16 protein-coding genes are annotated in these 17,258 nt (G+C 65.0%); all 16 read left to right on the forward strand.

Annotation, left to right across the window (positions count from 1 at the left end; translation table 11 throughout):
• The first annotated feature begins 7 nt into the window (after positions 1–7).
• The 16 genes from ACN9M1_RS16765 (at position 8) to hslU (ending at position 17,146) form a co-directional block, all read left to right on the forward strand.
• Positions 8–493, forward strand: a complete 486-nt coding sequence (locus ACN9M1_RS16765) for a hypothetical protein (RefSeq protein ID WP_426396153.1) — start codon at positions 8–10, stop codon at positions 491–493.
• Positions 493–1,458 (forward strand): dienelactone hydrolase family protein, encoded by a 966-nt coding sequence (locus ACN9M1_RS16770; RefSeq protein ID WP_426396154.1) that lies wholly within the window; start codon positions 493–495, stop codon positions 1,456–1,458. Before ACN9M1_RS16765 ends, ACN9M1_RS16770 begins: the two co-directional genes overlap by 1 nt.
• A 77-nt stretch (positions 1,459–1,535) precedes the next feature.
• On the forward strand, positions 1,536–3,020 hold the full coding sequence (gene gatB / locus ACN9M1_RS16775) for an Asp-tRNA(Asn)/Glu-tRNA(Gln) amidotransferase subunit GatB (RefSeq protein WP_426396156.1): 1,485 nt from the start codon (positions 1,536–1,538) through the stop codon (positions 3,018–3,020).
• A gap of 14 nt (positions 3,021–3,034) precedes the next feature.
• Positions 3,035–3,733, forward strand: a complete 699-nt coding sequence (locus ACN9M1_RS16780; RefSeq protein ID WP_426398887.1) for a DUF484 family protein — start codon at positions 3,035–3,037, stop codon at positions 3,731–3,733.
• Positions 3,734–3,744: 11 nt separating this feature from the next.
• Positions 3,745–4,734 carry a tyrosine recombinase XerC gene (xerC, locus tag ACN9M1_RS16785; RefSeq protein ID WP_426396157.1) on the forward strand — a complete coding sequence of 330 codons (990 nt, stop codon included), beginning with the start codon at positions 3,745–3,747 and terminating at the stop codon, positions 4,732–4,734.
• Between the two features lie 39 nt (positions 4,735–4,773).
• A complete protein-coding gene (locus ACN9M1_RS16790) occupies positions 4,774–5,967 on the forward strand; it encodes a class I SAM-dependent rRNA methyltransferase (protein ID WP_426396159.1) in 1,194 nt (397 codons plus the stop codon).
• 79 nt (positions 5,968–6,046) lie between these two features.
• On the forward strand, positions 6,047–6,565 hold the full coding sequence (locus tag ACN9M1_RS16795; protein ID WP_426396161.1) for a metal-dependent hydrolase: 519 nt from the start codon (positions 6,047–6,049) through the stop codon (positions 6,563–6,565).
• A 131-nt stretch (positions 6,566–6,696) separates the two neighbouring features.
• Positions 6,697–8,223: an FAD-dependent oxidoreductase gene (locus ACN9M1_RS16800; RefSeq protein WP_426396163.1), complete on the forward strand. Its 1,527-nt coding sequence runs from the start codon at positions 6,697–6,699 to the stop codon at positions 8,221–8,223.
• A 14-nt stretch (positions 8,224–8,237) separates the two neighbouring features.
• Positions 8,238–9,485, forward strand: a complete 1,248-nt coding sequence (locus tag ACN9M1_RS16805) for a lactonase family protein (RefSeq protein ID WP_426396165.1) — start codon at positions 8,238–8,240, stop codon at positions 9,483–9,485.
• An 86-nt stretch (positions 9,486–9,571) separates the two neighbouring features.
• Positions 9,572–10,075: a Fur family transcriptional regulator gene (locus ACN9M1_RS16810; protein ID WP_426396167.1), complete on the forward strand. Its 504-nt coding sequence runs from the start codon at positions 9,572–9,574 to the stop codon at positions 10,073–10,075.
• Positions 10,076–10,092: 17 nt separating this feature from the next.
• Complete coding sequence (locus ACN9M1_RS16815; RefSeq protein ID WP_426396169.1) at positions 10,093–11,169, forward strand: CobW family GTP-binding protein; 1,077 nt, start codon at positions 10,093–10,095, stop codon at positions 11,167–11,169.
• Between the two features lie 421 nt (positions 11,170–11,590).
• Positions 11,591–12,010, forward strand: a complete 420-nt coding sequence (gene dksA, locus ACN9M1_RS16820) for an RNA polymerase-binding protein DksA (protein WP_426398888.1) — start codon at positions 11,591–11,593, stop codon at positions 12,008–12,010.
• Positions 12,011–12,096: 86 nt separating this feature from the next.
• On the forward strand, positions 12,097–13,413 hold the full coding sequence (gene zigA / locus ACN9M1_RS16825) for a zinc metallochaperone GTPase ZigA (protein ID WP_426396171.1): 1,317 nt from the start codon (positions 12,097–12,099) through the stop codon (positions 13,411–13,413).
• 100 nt (positions 13,414–13,513) lie between these two features.
• Positions 13,514–15,103, forward strand: coding sequence for an ABC transporter substrate-binding protein (locus ACN9M1_RS16830; RefSeq protein WP_426396173.1), 1,590 nt, complete (start codon positions 13,514–13,516; stop codon positions 15,101–15,103).
• A 135-nt stretch (positions 15,104–15,238) separates the two neighbouring features.
• The gene (gene hslV, locus ACN9M1_RS16835) at positions 15,239–15,775 is read left to right on the forward strand and encodes an ATP-dependent protease subunit HslV (protein WP_426396175.1); all 537 of its coding nucleotides are present in this window, start codon (positions 15,239–15,241) and stop codon (positions 15,773–15,775) included.
• 39 nt (positions 15,776–15,814) lie between these two features.
• Positions 15,815–17,146 carry an ATP-dependent protease ATPase subunit HslU gene (gene hslU, locus ACN9M1_RS16840; RefSeq protein ID WP_426396176.1) on the forward strand — a complete coding sequence of 444 codons (1,332 nt, stop codon included), beginning with the start codon at positions 15,815–15,817 and terminating at the stop codon, positions 17,144–17,146.
• Positions 17,147–17,258 lie beyond the last annotated feature (112 nt).

Genomic DNA, 17,258 nt, shown 5'->3' on the forward strand with positions numbered 1-17,258 from the left:
GGCACGCATGAACCACGGCATTCGCAATGCACTGGGGTTGGCACTGGTCGCCAGTACGTTGTCGGCGTGTATCCCCATTCCGCTGCCGTCGCTGCCGGGCATCAGCCGCCGCCCCACTGCGCCGCCGCCGATTTCCGACCGCGGCATCGATATCAACGGTTATTGCAGCCAGACCGAGGAAGACGGCTTCCGCGAGCAGGCGACGCTCACGGTGGCCGACAACAACGTCAACGCGATGCAATGGCAGCTGTGGGTCGGCCGGCGCGGTTCGTGCAGGTTTGACCTGTCGACCTTCGAGCAGACCAAGCGCCGCCCGAGCATCGAGTTGCGTGAGCGTAATGGCAGCTGCAAGTTGATGGTCTGGCAGGACCCGCGCCGCGTAACGCTGGCGCACGCCAACTGTGAAGCGCACTGCACGCCCGGTATCTACGAAGAAGCGTGGCCGGTGATGTTCGATCCGCAAACGGGCCAGTGCGCCCGCAATGCCCGGTGATGCGCGCATCGCTTCGCACGCTGGTTGCCGTGACCTGCGCCATGCTGGCGCTGCACGCGTTTGCCCAGCCAACGCCGGATGCCGAAGGTGGCCTGCCAGATATGCCGGCAGCGCGCGCGCCGTCGTCGGCGGAGCTGGGTGTGCAGACGGTGGAGATTCCGCGCGCGGCCATGAAAGACGCCGAAGATGCGCCGCCCACGCTGACCGCCTACTGGGTAGCCGCGCCAGCCAAGGCTCCAGCGGCTGGTGCGCCGGTCGTGATCGCCCTGCATGGTTGCAGCGGTTTGTACACGCAGGCCGGCGCAGATGCGAAGGCACTGGGCGCGCGGTATCGCGGTTACGCGCAGTGGCTGGGCGCACGCGGTTACGCCGTGGTGTTCCCCGACAGCTTCGGGCCGCGCGGCAAACCGCATGGCATCTGCACCGAGCGCTACGCCGCGCGCGACATCAGCGGGGCCGTGCGGCGCGCCGACGTGCTGGCGACGATCCGCTGGGTGGCCGCGCGACCGGGGGTGGATGCACGCCGCATCGTGCTGCTGGGCTGGTCGAACGGCGCGCAGGCGGTGCTGGACACGGTGGATGGCAGCCGCCCTTGGCCCGCCGATACACCGACGGTAGACCGTGCCGTGGCGTTCTATCCCGGCTGCGCCTCTGCGCAGCAGCGACCGGACTATCGGATGAACACGCCGTTGCTGCTGCTGGCCGGCGCCAACGACGACTGGACGCCCGTTGACCACTGCCAAGCGCTGCAGACCGCCGTGCTGGCACGTCAGCCGCAAGCGCGTTTTGCGCTGGAGTTGTTTGACGGCGCGTACCACGGCTTTGATGGCACCGCGCCGGTGAAGGAGCGCAGCGGCATCCCGAATGGCCGCCGCCATGGCGTTGTGACCGTTGGCGGCGACCCGGCTGCGCGTGAAGCGGCCTTCACGAAGCTGGCCGCGTGGCTGCAAGCGCCGCGCCCCTGATTGCAGCAGGACACGAACATCTGAATACCTGAGTACCTAGACATTCACACCACAACAATCGACAGGACACACGCAACATGCAATGGGAAGTGGTGATCGGCCTCGAAACGCACGCACAGCTCTCGACGGTCTCGAAGATTTTCTCTGGTGCCTCCACCGCATTTGGTGCTGAGCCCAACACGCAGGCCGCGCCGGTCGATCTGGCATTGCCGGGCGTGCTGCCGGTGCTGAACAAGGGCGCCGTTGAGCGCGCCATTACGTTCGGTTTGGCGATTGGCGCCAAGATCGCGCCCAAGAGCATCTTCGCGCGCAAGAATTACTTCTACCCCGATCTGCCCAAGGGCTACCAGATCAGCCAGTTTGAGATTCCGGTGGTGCAGGGCGGCACGCTGACCATCCAGGTGGAAGGCAAGAACGGTCAGCCCGGTTATGAGAAGACCGTGCAACTGACGCGTGCCCACCTGGAAGAAGACGCCGGCAAATCGCTGCACGAAGACTTTGCCGGCATGACCGGCATCGACCTGAACCGCGCCGGCACGCCGCTATTGGAAATCGTGACCGAGCCCGACATGCGCAGCGCCGCCGAAGCCGTGGCGTATGCCAAGGCCCTGCACGCGCTGGTGATGTGGCTGGGCATCTGCGACGGCAACATGCAGGAAGGCAGCTTCCGCTGCGACGCCAACGTGTCGGTGCGCCCGGGCCCGGATGCGCCGTATGGCACGCGCTGCGAGATCAAGAACCTGAACTCGTTCCGCTTCCTGGAAGAAGCGATCAACTACGAAGTGCGCCGCCAGATCGAACTGATCGAAGACGGCGGCACCGTGGTGCAGGAAACCCGCCTGTACGATCCGGACCGCAAGGAAACGCGCTCCATGCGCAGCAAGGAAGACGCGCAGGATTACCGCTACTTCCCGGACCCGGACCTGCTGCCGCTCGTCATCGACGACGACTGGAAAGAGCGCGTGCGCGCCACGCTGCCCGAACTGCCCGCCGCGATGGCTGCGCGCTTCGAGTCGGCCTACGGCCTGCCGAAGTACGACGCGAGCATCCTGACCGCCACCAAGGCAACCGCCGCGTACTTTGAAGCCGTGGTCGCGCAAATCAGCGATGTGAAAGACGCTGGTGTAATGCAGGCAAAGGGAGCGGCCAACTGGATCATGGGTGAGCTGGCCTCGTACTTGAATCGCGAGGATCTGGCGATTGATGCATCGCCCGTCAAGCCTGCGCAACTCGCCAAGCTGCTCGCGCGCATTGCCGACGGCACGATCAGCAACAACACCGCCAAGAAGGACGTCTTCCCCGCCATGTGGGCCGGTGAGAGCAATGGCGACGCCGACGCGATCATCGCCGAGAAGGGCCTGAAGCAGATGTCGGATTCCGGCGAGCTGGAGAAGATCATCGACGACGTGCTGGCGGCCAACGCCAAGTCGGTTGAGGAATTCCGCGCGGGCAAGGAAAAGGCCTTCAACGCACTGGTCGGCCAGGCCATGAAGGCCACGCGCGGCAAGGCCAACCCCGCGCAAGTGAACGATCTGTTGAAGAAGAAACTCGGCGCAGCCTGATGAGCACCTCCACAATGAACGCACAAGACGTCGCCAACTACCTGCAGGCGCATCCGGCCTTTTTTGAAGAGCACGCCGAGCTGCTGGCCGCCATTCAACTGACGAGCCCGCACAGCCACCGCGCGGTGTCGCTGCAGGAGCGCCAGATGGAAATCCTGCGCGACAAGAACAAGCACCTCGAACTCAAGCTGTCGGACCTGGTGCGCCACGGCAACGAGAACGACCGCACGCAGCAGCGCGTGCACGCATGGACAACGCGCCTGCTGGGCGAGGCCGACACGCATGCGCTGCCGTATGCCGTGCAGAACGGTCTGCGCGAGATTTTCGAGGTGCCGGCCGTGGCGCTACGCGTCTGGCAGGTGGGCGAAGAGTTCTCGCATCTGGAAGTGGCGCAGGGCGTGAGCGAAGACGTGCGCGTGTTTGCGTCTGGGCTGCGTGCACCGTATTGCGGCGAGAACGCAGGCTTTGAGGCGGCCGGCTGGCTGGATACCTCGGAGACCGGCGAAGCGATCCAGTCCGTAGCGATCGTCACGCTGCGCGTGCCCGTTCGTTCCACATCTGGCGGCGATGCTGATGCCGCGAGCGCGCCCGCCTTCGGCCTGCTGGTGCTGGGCTCGCCGGATGCCCGCCGCTTCCATGACGGCATGGGCACGACCTACCTGGCGCAGATCGGCGAACTCGCGGCTGCTGCGCTCAACCGCCTGCGCGACTGAGCGCAGCCCCCATGCCGCAATCTGCTCACAACGAGGATCGCGACGCACCCGCGCCGCCGCATCCGCAGATTGCGGCCTACCTCGATGCGCTGAAGTTCGAGCGCCAGCTCTCGCCGCACACGCTGAGCAGCTACGCGCACGAACTGGCCGTGCTGCAGCGCTTGGCGGCGCAGCACGCCGTCGGCATCGACCTCACGCAACTGCAGGCGCATCACATCCGCCGCATGATGGCGCAGCTGCATGGTGACGGCCTGTCGGGCCGCAGCATTGCGCGCGCGCTGTCGGCATGGCGCGGCTGGTACAAGTGGATGGCGCTGCGCGACGCGGCGGTGACCGCCAACCCCGTCGATGGCGTGCGTGCGCCGAAGAGCCCCAAGCGGTTGCCTAAAGCCCTGTCCGTCGAACACGCCGTCGCGCTGATGGAGCATGTGCCTGGTGAGGATGCCGAGACCATTCGTGATCGTGCCGTCAACGAACTGCTGTACTCGTGTGGATTGCGCGTTTCCGAGCTGGTGAGCCTGGACCTGCGCCACGTAAGAACGGGCGAATACGAATCCGCAAGCTGGCTGGACCTGGACGCGCGCGAGGTGGTGGTGCTCGGTAAGGGCAACAAGCGCCGTAGCGTGCCGGTGGGCAGCAAGGCCGCAGAAGCGCTGGCCGCATGGCTGGCGGCGCGGCCCCAACTCGCGCAGCCCGATGCCGCGACGGAGGATGCGCAAGCGCTGTTCATCTCGCCGCGCGGCAAACGGCTCGGACGGCGGCAGATTCATCTGCGTATGAAACGCAACGCCATCGCCGCCGGTGTGCCGGCCGATGTGCACCCGCACGTGCTGCGGCACTCGTTTGCCACGCACATGCTGCAGTCGTCCGGCGATCTGCGTGCGGTGCAGGAACTGCTTGGGCACGCCAGCATCGCCAGCACGCAGGTTTATACTTCGCTCGATTTTCAGCACCTGGCCAAGATCTACGATCAGGCGCATCCCCGCGCAAAAAAGAAGTAGCGCACGGCCCGAGCTTTCGGGCGCACCCACCCCAGTCGTATGCAAACCCTGATTCTTAAGCCCGGCAAGGAGCGCTCGCTGCTGCGTCGGCACCCATGGATTTTCGCCAACGCCATCGATCGCGTGGAAGGCAAACCCGCCTCCGGCGCGACGGTGGTCGTGCGTGCCGCCAACGGCCAGTTTCTGGCGCGCGCGGCGTTCAGCCCGGTCTCGCAGATTCGCGCGCGCGTGTGGTCGTTCGATGAGGCCGAGCCCGTTGATCATGCCTTCTTCAAGCGCCGCATCGCCGCCGCTGTGGCCTACCGCCGCGCGTGGGTGCACGACACCGACGCCGTGCGCCTCGTCATGGGCGAAGCCGACGGCCTGCCGGGCCTGATCGTCGATCAGTACGGCACCGGGGAAACCGGCCAACTGGTTTGCCAGTTCAGCGCTGCGGGCGTGGAACATTGGAAGGAGGCGATCGTTGCCGCGCTCATCAAAGAGACCGGCTGCCCGAACGTGTACGAGCGCTCCGACGTGAGCGTGCGCGAGCGCGAAGGCCTGGAGCAGATGACCGGTGTGCTGGCCGGCGCCGAGCCGCCCGATGACCTCTCCGCCACCGAACATGGCGTGCGCTACTACGTCGATGTGCGCGAAGGCCACAAGACCGGCTTCTACGTTGACCAGCGCGACAACCGCGCACTCGTCGGCGCGCTGGCGAAAGACCGCGATGTGCTCAACTGCTTCTGCTACACCGGCGGTTTCTCGCTGGCGGCGCTCAAGGGCGGAGCGAAGTCCGTCGTGTCGATCGACTCCTCCGGCGAAGCGCTGGCAGTGGCCGAGCGCAACGTCACGCTCAACGGTTTTGATGCATCGCGCGCTGAATGGCTGGATGCGGATGTCTTCAAGTCGCTGCGCAACTTCCGCGCGGAAGGCCGCCAGTTCGACCTGATCGTGCTCGATCCGCCCAAGTTTGCGGCGTCGGCGCAGCAGGTGGATCGCGCGGCACGGGCGTACAAGGAGATCAACCTCGTCGGCATGCAACTGCTGCGGCCGGGCGGTCTGCTGTTCACGTATTCGTGCTCGGGCGCGATCGATGCTGAGTTGTTCCAGAAGATCGTGGCCGGTGCGGCGGCGGATGCCAAGGTGACGGCGCGCATCCAGCGCCGGCTGGCCGGTGGCGTGGACCACCCGCTGCTGACGAGCTTTCCGGAAGGCGAATACCTCAAGGGCCTGCTGCTGCAGATTGACTAGCAATTTGTCGCAATTTTTGGCTTGTCCCGGCAAGCCTCAGTTGCGAAGATGCGGACCCTTTGTTTTCCGCATCACGGCAATGGCTTCGAACGCTGCCCACCATGCGACGGGCTGGGCGGCGGGCGTGATTGCCGCCACCTTCGTCGCGCAGGCTTCCCACACTTCTCTCGAACACCTCGGCCCCATCGCCGCATTTTGCGCGGCGGTGGCCGGCAGCACCGCGCCGGACTGGATGGAGGTCGCGTGGTGGAGCCGCGCGCGACGGCTCTGGATCACGCACCGTACCGCCACGCACTGGGGCATTGGCTGGATTGCGGCGCTGGTGCTGTCGTATCAGGCGCTCGGCCATGGTCACCTGTGGGCGCCGCCGCTGTTCGGCTTTGCCTGCGGCGGCCTGATGCACCTGCTGGCCGATTGGCCCAATCCGCTCGGCGTGCCCTGGATCTGGGGGCGCCATTCGCTGAACCTGTGGAAGAGCGGTCGTTGCGACCTGATCGTCGTGGCCCTTGCGTGGGGCGGCGCTTGCTGGCTGGTGCGTCCGCTGTGGGAGACCACCGCCGCGCGCGTTGTGGCGTGGCTGACCCATTTGATGCGCTGAGGTGGCATTGGCGGGCCCTCTAATGGAAGCCGGGTCCGCGAACGACTAAGTTGGAACCGCCGGACGCCGCGCGTCCGAATCCAACGCGGTTTGCGCAACCCTTGCGCAAACGCCCTCACCGGGAGTCGCCAATGACACTGGATGTGACCCGCCAGGACCCTCGCTACAACACGCTCAAACACGGTTTCAACCTGCGCTGGCCGGCCACCGAGGCGCAGGCCGCCGGCCGCATCGCCCTCGTTGAGAAAGCCGACGACGTGGCGCCCGCCGTGCAACGCATCATCAACGCGGGCCAGCGCCCGACGGTGCGCAGCGGCGGGCATTGCTACGAAGACTTCGTCTCCAACAACCCTGATGGCACGATCGTTGATCTGAGCTTGCTCGCCACGCCCGAGGTGCGGGCCGACGGCTCGGTGCGCATTCCCGCCGGCACGCAAAACTGGAACGGCTATCTCGAGCTGTACAAGCGCCACAATGTAACGCTGCCCGGTGGCTCGTGCTACTCGGTGGGCGCGGGTGGGCATATCTGCGGTGGCGGGTATGGGCTGCTCTCGCGGCTGCAAGGGCTGACGGTGGATTGGCTTTCGGCTGTGGACATCGTCACCGTCGACAAGGCGGGCAAGGCGGCCGCGCGCACGGTGGATGCCACGCACGATCCGGACCTTTTCCGTGCATGCCGTGGTGCGGGCGGCGGCAACTTCGGCGTCATCACCGGCTACACGTTCGCCAAGTTGCCGCAGGCGCCGCAGGAAGTAGCACTTGCCACCGTGGCTTTCGACTGGGCCACCATGACGCCCGAGCGCTTTGCCGAATTGCTGCGCATCTATGGCGACTACTGGGAAACGCGCGGCAAGGAGCCCGACACCTGGGGCATGTTCTCGCTGCTCAAGCTCACGCACAAATCGTCGGGGCAGATCGTGCTGCTCACGCAGTTCTGCAACCCCGATGGCATGTGCCGCGATTTCTCTGTCCTCAACGATTTTCTCAACCGCTTCCAGGCCTGTGCGCCCACGCCCGTCAAGGGCCGCCCGCCCGGCTATGGGCCGGCGCACAAGCAGGGCATGGGGCAACTGCTCTGCTCCAAGCCGCACACCATCGTGCAGTACGACTGGCTGACGGCCACGCAATACCTGAACGGCTCGGGCGCCAACCAGCGCGGCAAGTACAAATCCGCTTACATGAAGCGCGGCTTCACGGCGCGCGAGGCGCAGCGCATCTACACGCATCTCACGCGGACGATGCCCGGTGTGGACTTGAGCCAATCGCTGCTGCAGGTCGATTCGTACGGCGGTGCCGTCAACAAGGCTGAACGCATTGGCGATACCGCGGTGCCGCAGCGGGCGTCCATCATGAAGTTGCAGTATCAGACGTATTGGACGTCCGCCGCGGACGATGCCGGCCACCTGCGCTGGATCAGCGATTTCTACCGCGATGTCTACGGCGCCCCCGACGTACCCGCCCCGCACAGCGGCACGCCCTTCCCCGGTGATCGGTACGAGGGCTGCTACATCAACTACCCCGACGTCGACATGCTCGCCTACCCGTTCTGGCCGCAGCTCTACTACGGCAGTGGTGACCTGGTCGCGTTTCTGCAGGACGTGAAGCGCCGGTATGATCCGAACAACATCTTCCACCACGCGATGTCCGTGCGTGTGTGAGGAGGAGCCATCCAATGACCAACCGCCAATCTCCAACGCGTCGAACCTTTATGCAGTGGACCGGTAGCCTGCCCTTGCTGGGCGCTCTTCCCAAAACCGCGATGGCGCAAGCCAGCGAACAGCCTGCTGCTTCGGGCGCGCAGCCCGCCGCCGCCCCACGCCCACCACGCTTCGCCTACGTCGGCACCTATACGTTCAACGCGCCCGGCGGCACCGCCGGGGGGCCGGCCGCACGCGGCATCTATGTGCTCGCGCCGCGCGGCGATGCATGGACGCAGGTGCAGGTGGTCGCGAGCGCCAATCCGTCGTATCTGGCCGTGCACCCGAATCAGCGCTTCCTGTACGCCATCAACGAGCTTGAGGTCTATGAAGGCCGCCCGAACGGCAGCGCCGAGGCGTATGCCATCGACCCGCACGACGGCAAGCTGACGCTGCTCAACCGGCAGCCGCTGTCGTTGTCGGGCACGAACCCGGCGCATGTGGTGGTGTCGCCGGACGGGCGATACCTGTGCGTGTCGATCTACAGCGGCGGTGCGTACAACGTCCTGCCGATCGGCGCGGACGGCAAGCTGGGCGAGGTGTCCGGCATCTTCAAGGACACCGGCTCCGGCCCGCGCCCCGAACAGGAGGCCCCGCATGCGCACATGATGCTGTTCGACACCACTGGCCGGCACGTGATCGGCACCGACTTGGGCACCGACCGCATCAACGTGTTCGCCATTGAGAACGGCAAGCTCGCCCCGCGTGATCGCGCGCAGCTCAAGCCCGGCAGCGGTCCGCGCCACGTTGCACTGCATCCGCAAGGCACGCTGCTCTACGTCATCAACGAACTGGAGGGCTCAGTTGCCTGCCACGGTTACGACCCGGCCACCGGCCATGTGTCGGAGGAGCGCCAGCGCATTTCCACCACGCCCGCCGACTACACCGGCCAGAAGAGCGGCGCCGAGATCCTGATGCACCCGTCGGGACGCTTCCTCTACGCGAGCAACCGCAAGCTGAAGTCGGATCACCCGCTGGCCGACAGCGTGGCCGCGTTCAGCATCGACAACGCTGGCAAGCTTGCATCCATCCAGTACTGGAGCGAAGGCGTGCGCTTCCCGCGCGCAATGACGATGGCACCCGACGGCAGCCACCTCTACGCGCTCAGCCAGAAGGGCGACACGATCCTGCGGCTGCACATCGACGCGCAGACGGGCAAGCTGGATCAGCCCGTGGTGGTGGCGAAGGTGCCGACGCCGGTGTGTCTGGTGTTTGCGGCGTAGCACGCAGAAAGAAACCCTGGGCGGTGCAAGGCCGCCCAGTTGCAACTCAATTGCAGCAACCCGCGCCCCGTGGGACAATCCCGCCCATGAGCACCCCGGCCCCGCGCGACGATCTCGCCACTCCGCAATCCGATTCGCCCAGTCAGCCTGAAGAGGCCGCCCGCGCGCGTCTGCGTGGCCTCGGCAGCCGTGTGACAGAGCCCCGCGTACGCGTGCTGGCCGCGCTGATGCGGGGCGCCGAGCCGCTTTCGCACCAGGCCGTGTGCGACGCGCTGCCCGACGACTCCGGTATCGACCGCGTGACGGTCTACCGCGTGCTTGACTGGCTGGTGGCCGGCAGCATCGTCCACAAGACGGCGGGCGCCGATCGCGTCTTCCGCTTCAGCCTGGCCGAGCACGACGCCGCGCGCGAAGCGGCGCACCGCTCGCACAGCCACTTTCATTGCATGCAATGCGGGCGCGACTTCTGCCTGGAAGCCGCCGAGCCCCCCGCCATGCCGAAGGCCGCCCTGCCCGCCGGCTTCGCGGCCGATCACGCTGAACTCACCATCAAGGGCTGCTGCGCCGATTGCGCCGCCGGCTCCAGCTAACAACTAGGAAACGCATCATGTCCAAAATGATCCCGGTCACCATCCTGACGGGCTTTCTCGGCAGCGGTAAGACCACGCTGCTCAAGCGCATCCTGACCGAGCAGCACGGCATGAAGATCGCCGTGATCGAAAACGAGTTCGGCGAAGAGAACATCGACAACGACATCCTCGTCCAAGACGGCAACGAGCAGATCGTGCAGATGAGCAACGGCTGCATCTGCTGCACCATCCGGGGCGACCTGGTGGCCGGCCTGTCAGACCTGCTCACGCGCCGTGACAACGGCCAGATCCAGTTCGACCGCGTCGTCATTGAGACCACCGGCGTAGCCAACCCGGGCCCCGTCGCGCAGACCTTCTTCATGGACGACGAGATCGCCAGCCGCTACCTGTTGGACGCCGTCATCACGCTGGTCGATGCCAAGCACGGCAACATGCAGCTCGACAAGCAGGAAGAGGCGCAGCGCCAGGTGGGCTTTGCCGATGCCATCTTCATCACCAAGAGCGATCTGGTGTCGGCCGACGACGTGGATGCCCTGCGCCACCGCCTGCTGCACATGAACCCGCGTGCCCCGATCCGCACCGCCAACTTTGGTGAGACGCCGATCGACACCATCTTCGATCTGCGCGGCTTCAACCTGAACGCCAAGCTGGAGATCGACCCCGACTTCCTGCGCGAAGATGACCATAACCACGATCATGATCACGACCATGCCTGCTCGGCCGATTGCGACCACGATCACGAGCATGACCACCACCATGGTCACGGCCATCACCACCATCACGGCCATGCGCACCATACCGACCGCATCGCCTCGTTCGTCTTCCGCAGCGACCGGCCGTTCAACTACACCAAGCTGGAGGAATTCCTCTCCGGCGTGCTGAACATCTACGGCGAGAAGCTGCTGCGCTACAAGGGCGTGCTCTACATGGAAGGTGTCGACCGCAAGGTCGTCTTCCAGGGCGTGCACCAGCTCATGGGCAGCGATGTGGGCGGCAAATGGGACGGCGAGACCCCTTCCAACCGGATGGTGTTCATCGGCGTAGACTTGCCCCGCGAAACGATTCTGAAAGGATTGGAGAACTGTCTGGCCTGACTTGGCTGCTTTTCCCCTTCTTTCGGGTGGCCTCGCCGGGCGCTTTCAGGCAGAATCCGGGCCGGCTTTTCTGTCCGTGTTTCTCCGATAGTTCGGTTAATATCGTTCAGCTACAATAGGTCGATTCAGAAGCACGTCGTCCGAAGCACGTCCGACAGGAGAGCAGGCGATGGTGACTAAGACCAAGGAAGGGCGCGGCGCCAACGGCGGTGCCGGGCAGTCCAACACGGAGTCGGCAGCAGCCCAGGCTGCGCCAGCCACCCGTAGAAAAGCGGCAGGGGGCGCCGCTGCGGGAGAGGCAAAAGGAGGCGCGCGAGGCGGCAAGTCCGCCGCCGGCCAGAATGAGTCCAACGCATCCCCGCGCAAGGACGACGCGATGCCCAAGACGGCGCGCGATTTACCAGGATCATCTGCAGCAACCATGAGCAGCAAGAAACTACTCACCGAAGCCGAAATCCTGAAGATGAGCGACAAGGATTACATGAACGAGGCGCAGCTCGCCTTCTTCAAGGACCGGCTTGTAAAAATGCGCGACGAAATTCTCGCGAATGCCAACCAGACCGTCAGCGACCTGCGCGAGACCGTCGTGGTGCCGGATCCGGCGGACCGTGCCACCATCGAGGAAGAGCACGCGCTGGAGCTGCGGACGCGCGATCGCGAGCGCAAGCTGCTCAAGAAGGTCGAACAGTCGATCGCCCGCATTGACGCCAACGACTACGGCTACTGCGACGAAACCGGCGAGCCGATCGGCATTCCGCGCTTGCTTGCACGCCCCACCGCCAACCTGTCGCTGGAGGCGCAAGAGCGCCGCGAAAAGCGCCAGAAGTTGATGGGTGACTGACGCACGCGTCGCATCTGTTTGAATCTGCAGCCCGGTTACCCACCGGGCTGTTTGCTTTGTTTGGCCACAAATCAGGGTCACCGATCATGTCCCGTCCGCTTCCCGTTACCGTGCTGTCCGGCTTCCTGGGCGCCGGCAAGACCACGCTGCTCAACCATGTGCTCGCCAACCGCGAGGGCAAGCGCGTGGCCGTGATCGTCAACGACCTGTCGGACGTCAACATCGACGCGCAGCTCGTCGGCGACGGCACAGCCACGAGCGCCCAGCTTTCGCGTACCGACGAGCGCATGGTCGAGCTCTCTAATGGCTGCATCTGCTGCACGCTGCGCGAAGACCTGCTCGACGAGATCGCCCGCCTCGCGCGTGAAGACCGCTTCGACTACCTGCTGATCGAATCGACCGGCGTGGCCGAGCCGCTGCCGATTGCCGAGACCTTCACGTTTGAAGATGCCGAAGGCGACGTGCTGTCCGACCTTGCACGCCTGGACACGATGGTCACGGTGGTCGACGCCCAGCACTTCCTGGCCGATTACGACGCGGCGGATTTCCTGTCCGACCGCGGCCAGGCTCGCGATGAAGATGACGACCGCACCGTGGTCGATCTGCTGATCGAGCAGGTAGAGTTCTGCGACGTGATCGTGCTCAACAAGATCGATCTCGTGAGCGAGGCTGAGCGCGCGCGGCTGGCGGGCATTCTGCATTCGCTGAACCCGCGTGCGCACGTCGTGCCGGCGTCGTTCGGCGAGGTGCCGCTGGACGAGATTCTGAACACGCACCGCTTTGACTTCGACGCCGCATCGGCGGCACCCGCATGGCTGGCCGAACTGCGCGGCGAACACGTGCCCGAGACGGAGGCGCTCGGCATCCGCAGCTTCGTCTATCGCCGCCGCGTGCCGTTCCACCCGCAGCGCCTGTGGGATCTGATGCACACCGAATGGCTGCGCCATCCGGACGGGGGCGGCCGCGTGCTGCGCTCGAAGGGCTATTTCTGGCTGGCGTCGCGCATGGACACGGCCGGCAGTTGGGGCCAGGCCGGCGGCGTGATGCGCCATGGCGGCGCGGGCGCGTGGTGGGCAGCAGTCGATGAGGCCGAATGGCCGGACGAGGAAGAGGCTCGCGCCGACATTGCGGACAAGATGCACGACAACGGTGCGCCCGCGCGCTGGGGCGATCGCCGTCAGGAACTCGTCTTCATTGGCACGGACCTGGACGAAGCCGCGCTCATCGCGCAGCTCGACGCCTGCCTGCTGACCGACGCCGAAATGGCGGCCGGCCCCGAAGCGTGGGCCGCACTGTCCGATCCCTTCCCCGCTTGGGCCTTCGATGACCACGATGACGAAGACTGGGACGGCGACCACGATCACCAACACGGTGACGACTGCGACTGTGGGCACCACCACTGAGCATCGCGACACCCTGCTTCACCGGCGTTGACACCGGCATCCTCCGGTCCGGACAATCCCCGAACGTTTTGTTTTCGTAACGAACCTTCGGGGAGTCGTCATGCCGGTTCTGCGTTTGCTGCGCGCCGCGAGTGTGGCCGCTGTGCTGTCCTTCACGGCCACTGTGCCGGTTGCCGTCCAGGCTCAGGCGCCGACCACGCTGGTCGTGGGGATGTCGGGCGATATCACCTCGCTCGATCCGCACTTCCATAACGTCACGCCCAATTCGAATGTGGCCGAGCACATGTTCGAAACGCTGATCGCCAAGGACGAGAAGATGCGCATGAAGCCCGGCCTTGCCACCTCGTGGAAGGCCGTGAGCGACTCGGCGTGGGAGATCAAGCTGCGCCCCGGCGTGCATTTCCATGACGGCAGCGAGTTCACCTCGGCCGATGTCGTGTATTCGCTGGCGCGGCCGGCCACCATCAAGAACAGTCCATCGCCGTTCACGATCTACACGCGCGGCTTCAAGGAGGTGACGGCGGTCGACAAGCTGACCGTGCGCATCACCACCAACGGCCCGTATCCGCTGCTGCCGAACGATCTGTCGACCATCGACATGGTGTCGAAAAAAGTGGCGGAAAAAGCCGGCCCTGAGGATTTCAACAACGGCCGCGCGCTGGTCGGCACGGGGCCGTACAAGTTCGTCTCTTTCGCCAAGGGCGACCGGGTGGAGCTGGCGCGTTTCGATGGCTACTGGGGCAAGAAGCCGCAGTGGGATCGCGTGACGCTGCGCATCCTGACGGCCGACCCGTCGCGCGTGGCGGCATTGCTGGCCGGCGATGTGCAGGTCATTGAGAACGTGCCGACCTCCGACATCAAGAAGCTGTCGAGTGACCCGGCGGTGTCGGTATTCAAGATGCCGGTGTTCCGATTGATGTATCTGCACCTGGATTCGAACCGCGATGTGTCGCCGTTCGTGACCGACAAGGCGGGTAAGCCGCTGGCGAAGAACCCGCTGAAGGACCCGCGCGTGCGGCAGGCGATCTCGCTGGCGATTTCACGCCAGGCCATCGTGGACCGCGTCATGGAAGGCGCCGCCGAGCCGACCGGCCAGCTCGTCAACAACGCGCTGTTCGGCCACGTGCCGGGCCTCAAGGCGCCAGTGGCGGACGCGGCCGCCGCCAAGAAGCTGCTGGCCCAGGCCGGCTATCCCGACGGTTTCGCCATCACCCTGCACGCGACCAACAACCGCTATGTGAACGACGATCGCGTTGCGCAGGTGGTCGCGTCCATGCTGTCGCGCGTGGGCATTGCGACCAAGGTGGAGGCCATGCCGTCGGCGACGTTCTTTACGCGTGCCAACAAGCTGGAGTTTTCGTTCATGCTGGCAGGTTGGGGCGCGGATACCGGTGAAGCCAGTTCCAGCCTGAAGGCGTTGCTGGCGACCTATGATCCGGCACGTGGCTGGGGTGCATCCAACCGTGGGCGCTATTCCAACCCGGCGCTGGACGCCAAGCTGACCGAAGCGCTGCAGACCATCGACGACGCCAAGCGCGAGAAACTCCTGCAGGAAGCCACGGAGATCGGCATGCGCGACAACGGGGTGATCCCGCTGTACTTCAACATCAACGTGTGGGCGGCGCGCAAGGGGTACACGGTGACGCCGCGTCTGGACGAGCGTACGTACGCTTTCGACGTCACGCACTGACACCGTCAAGCGATTTCCGACGCACAAAAAGAGTGCGCCCGGCCGAAATCGCGCTTGAAATCCTGGGGGCTGGCGCCAAGTATGAAGTTCTTTGGCCGGCCCACGTTGGGTCGGTCGGACCCTAGGAACAAGCGCATGGAACAGTATCACGGCACCACCATCGTCAGCGTGCGGCGCGGCAACCAGGTCGCGCTCGGTGGCGACGGTCAAGTCACGCTGGGCAACATCGTGATGAAGGGCACCGCCCGCAAGGTGCGCGCCATTTACGACGGCAAGGTGCTGGTCGGCTTTGCCGGCGCCACCGCCGACGCCTTCTCCCTGCTCGACCGCTTCGAGGCCAAGCTGCAAAAGCACCAGGGCAACCTGCTGCGCTCCGCCGTCGACCTCGCCAAGGATTGGCGCACCGACCGCGCACTGCGCCACCTGGAAGCCATGCTGATCGTTGCCGACCGCGAAGCCACCCTCATCATCACCGGCAACGGCGATGTGCTCGATCCGGAAGGCGGCATTGCCGCGATCGGCTCGGGCGGTTCGTATGCGCAATCGGCCGCCAAGGCGCTGATGGAGAACACCGATCTCGCTCCGCGCGAGGTGGTGGAAAAGTCGCTGCGCATCGCCGGCGAGTTGTGCATCTACACCAACACCAATTTCGTGATCGAGACGCTCGAATAACCGCGCCGTCTCTCGCAAACTCGCACCGACAGGATTCCCATGTCTGAAACCATGACGCCGTCGGAGATCGTCTCCGAACTCGACAAGCACATCATCGGCCAGCACAAGGCCAAGAAGGCTGTGGCCGTGGCGCTGCGCAACCGCTGGCGCCGCCAGCAGGTGGGTGACCCGCTGCGCCAGGAAATCACGCCCAAGAACATCCTCATGATCGGCCCGACCGGCGTGGGCAAGACCGAGATCGCCCGCCGCCTGGCCAAGCTGGCCGACGCGCCGTTCATCAAGATCGAGGCGACCAAGTTCACTGAAGTCGGCTACGTTGGCCGCGACGTCGACACCATCGTGCGCGACCTGGCCGAGATGGCCGTCAAGCAGACGCGCGAATCCGAGATGAAGAAGGTGCGTGCCAAGGCGGAAGACGCCGCGGAAGATCGCATCCTCGACGTGCTGATCCCGCCGCCGCGCGACATCGGTTTTGCGCAGCCGGAAGAGAAAGACTCCACCGCGCGCCAGACCTTCCGCAAGAAGCTGCGCGAAGGCCAGCTTGACGACAAGGAAATCGAGCTGGAAGTGTCGGCCGGTGTGCCGAGCATGGACATCATGGGCCCGCCCGGCATGGAAGACATGACCGAGCAGATCCGCTCGATGTTCCAGGGCCTGGGCCAGGGCAAGAAGAACCGCCGCAAGATGAAGGTGGCCGAAGCCTTCAAGCTGCTGATCGACGAAGAGGCCGCCAAGCTCGTGAACGAAGACGAGCTCAAGCAGAAGGCGGTGGCCAACGTTGAGCAGAACGGCATCGTGTTCCTGGACGAGATCGACAAGATTGCCAGCCGCAGCGAACACGGTGGCGGCGAGGTGTCGCGCCAGGGCGTGCAGCGTGACCTGCTGCCGTTGGTGGAAGGCACGACCGTCAACACCAAGTACGGGATGATCAAGACCGATCACATCCTCTTCATTGCATCGGGTGCGTTCCACCTGTCCAAGCCGAGCGACCTGATTCCGGAGTTGCAGGGCCGTTTCCCGATCCGGGTGGAATTGGATTCGCTGTCGGTGGAAGACTTCCGCGCAATCCTGACGCAAACGGATGCGAGCCTGACCAAGCAGTACCAGGCGCTGATGAAGACCGAAGGTGTCGACCTCGTGTTTGCGGAAGACGGCATTCACCGCCTGGCCGAGATTGCATGTTCGGTGAACGAGAAGGTCGAGAACATTGGCGCACGTCGTTTGTACACGGTGATGGAGCGCTTGCTGGAAGACCTGTCGTTCCACGCGCACAAATCGTCGGGTGAGACGGTGACCATTGATGCCGCATACGTTGACGAGCGTCTGAACGAGCTGTCAGGCAACGAAGATCTGTCGCGCTACGTGCTGTAATCTCGACAACATCAACGCCCTACGGGCCGCATCGGAGACGATGCGGCCCGTTTTGTTTGGGCGCCCGCCAAGCCAATGGCGACAAGGGTTTGCTCAGACTCCGGCCGGGTCG

It is taken from the genome of Ralstonia sp. R-29 (assembly GCF_049913345.1).
Classification (GTDB): Bacteria; Pseudomonadota; Gammaproteobacteria; order Burkholderiales; family Burkholderiaceae; genus Ralstonia.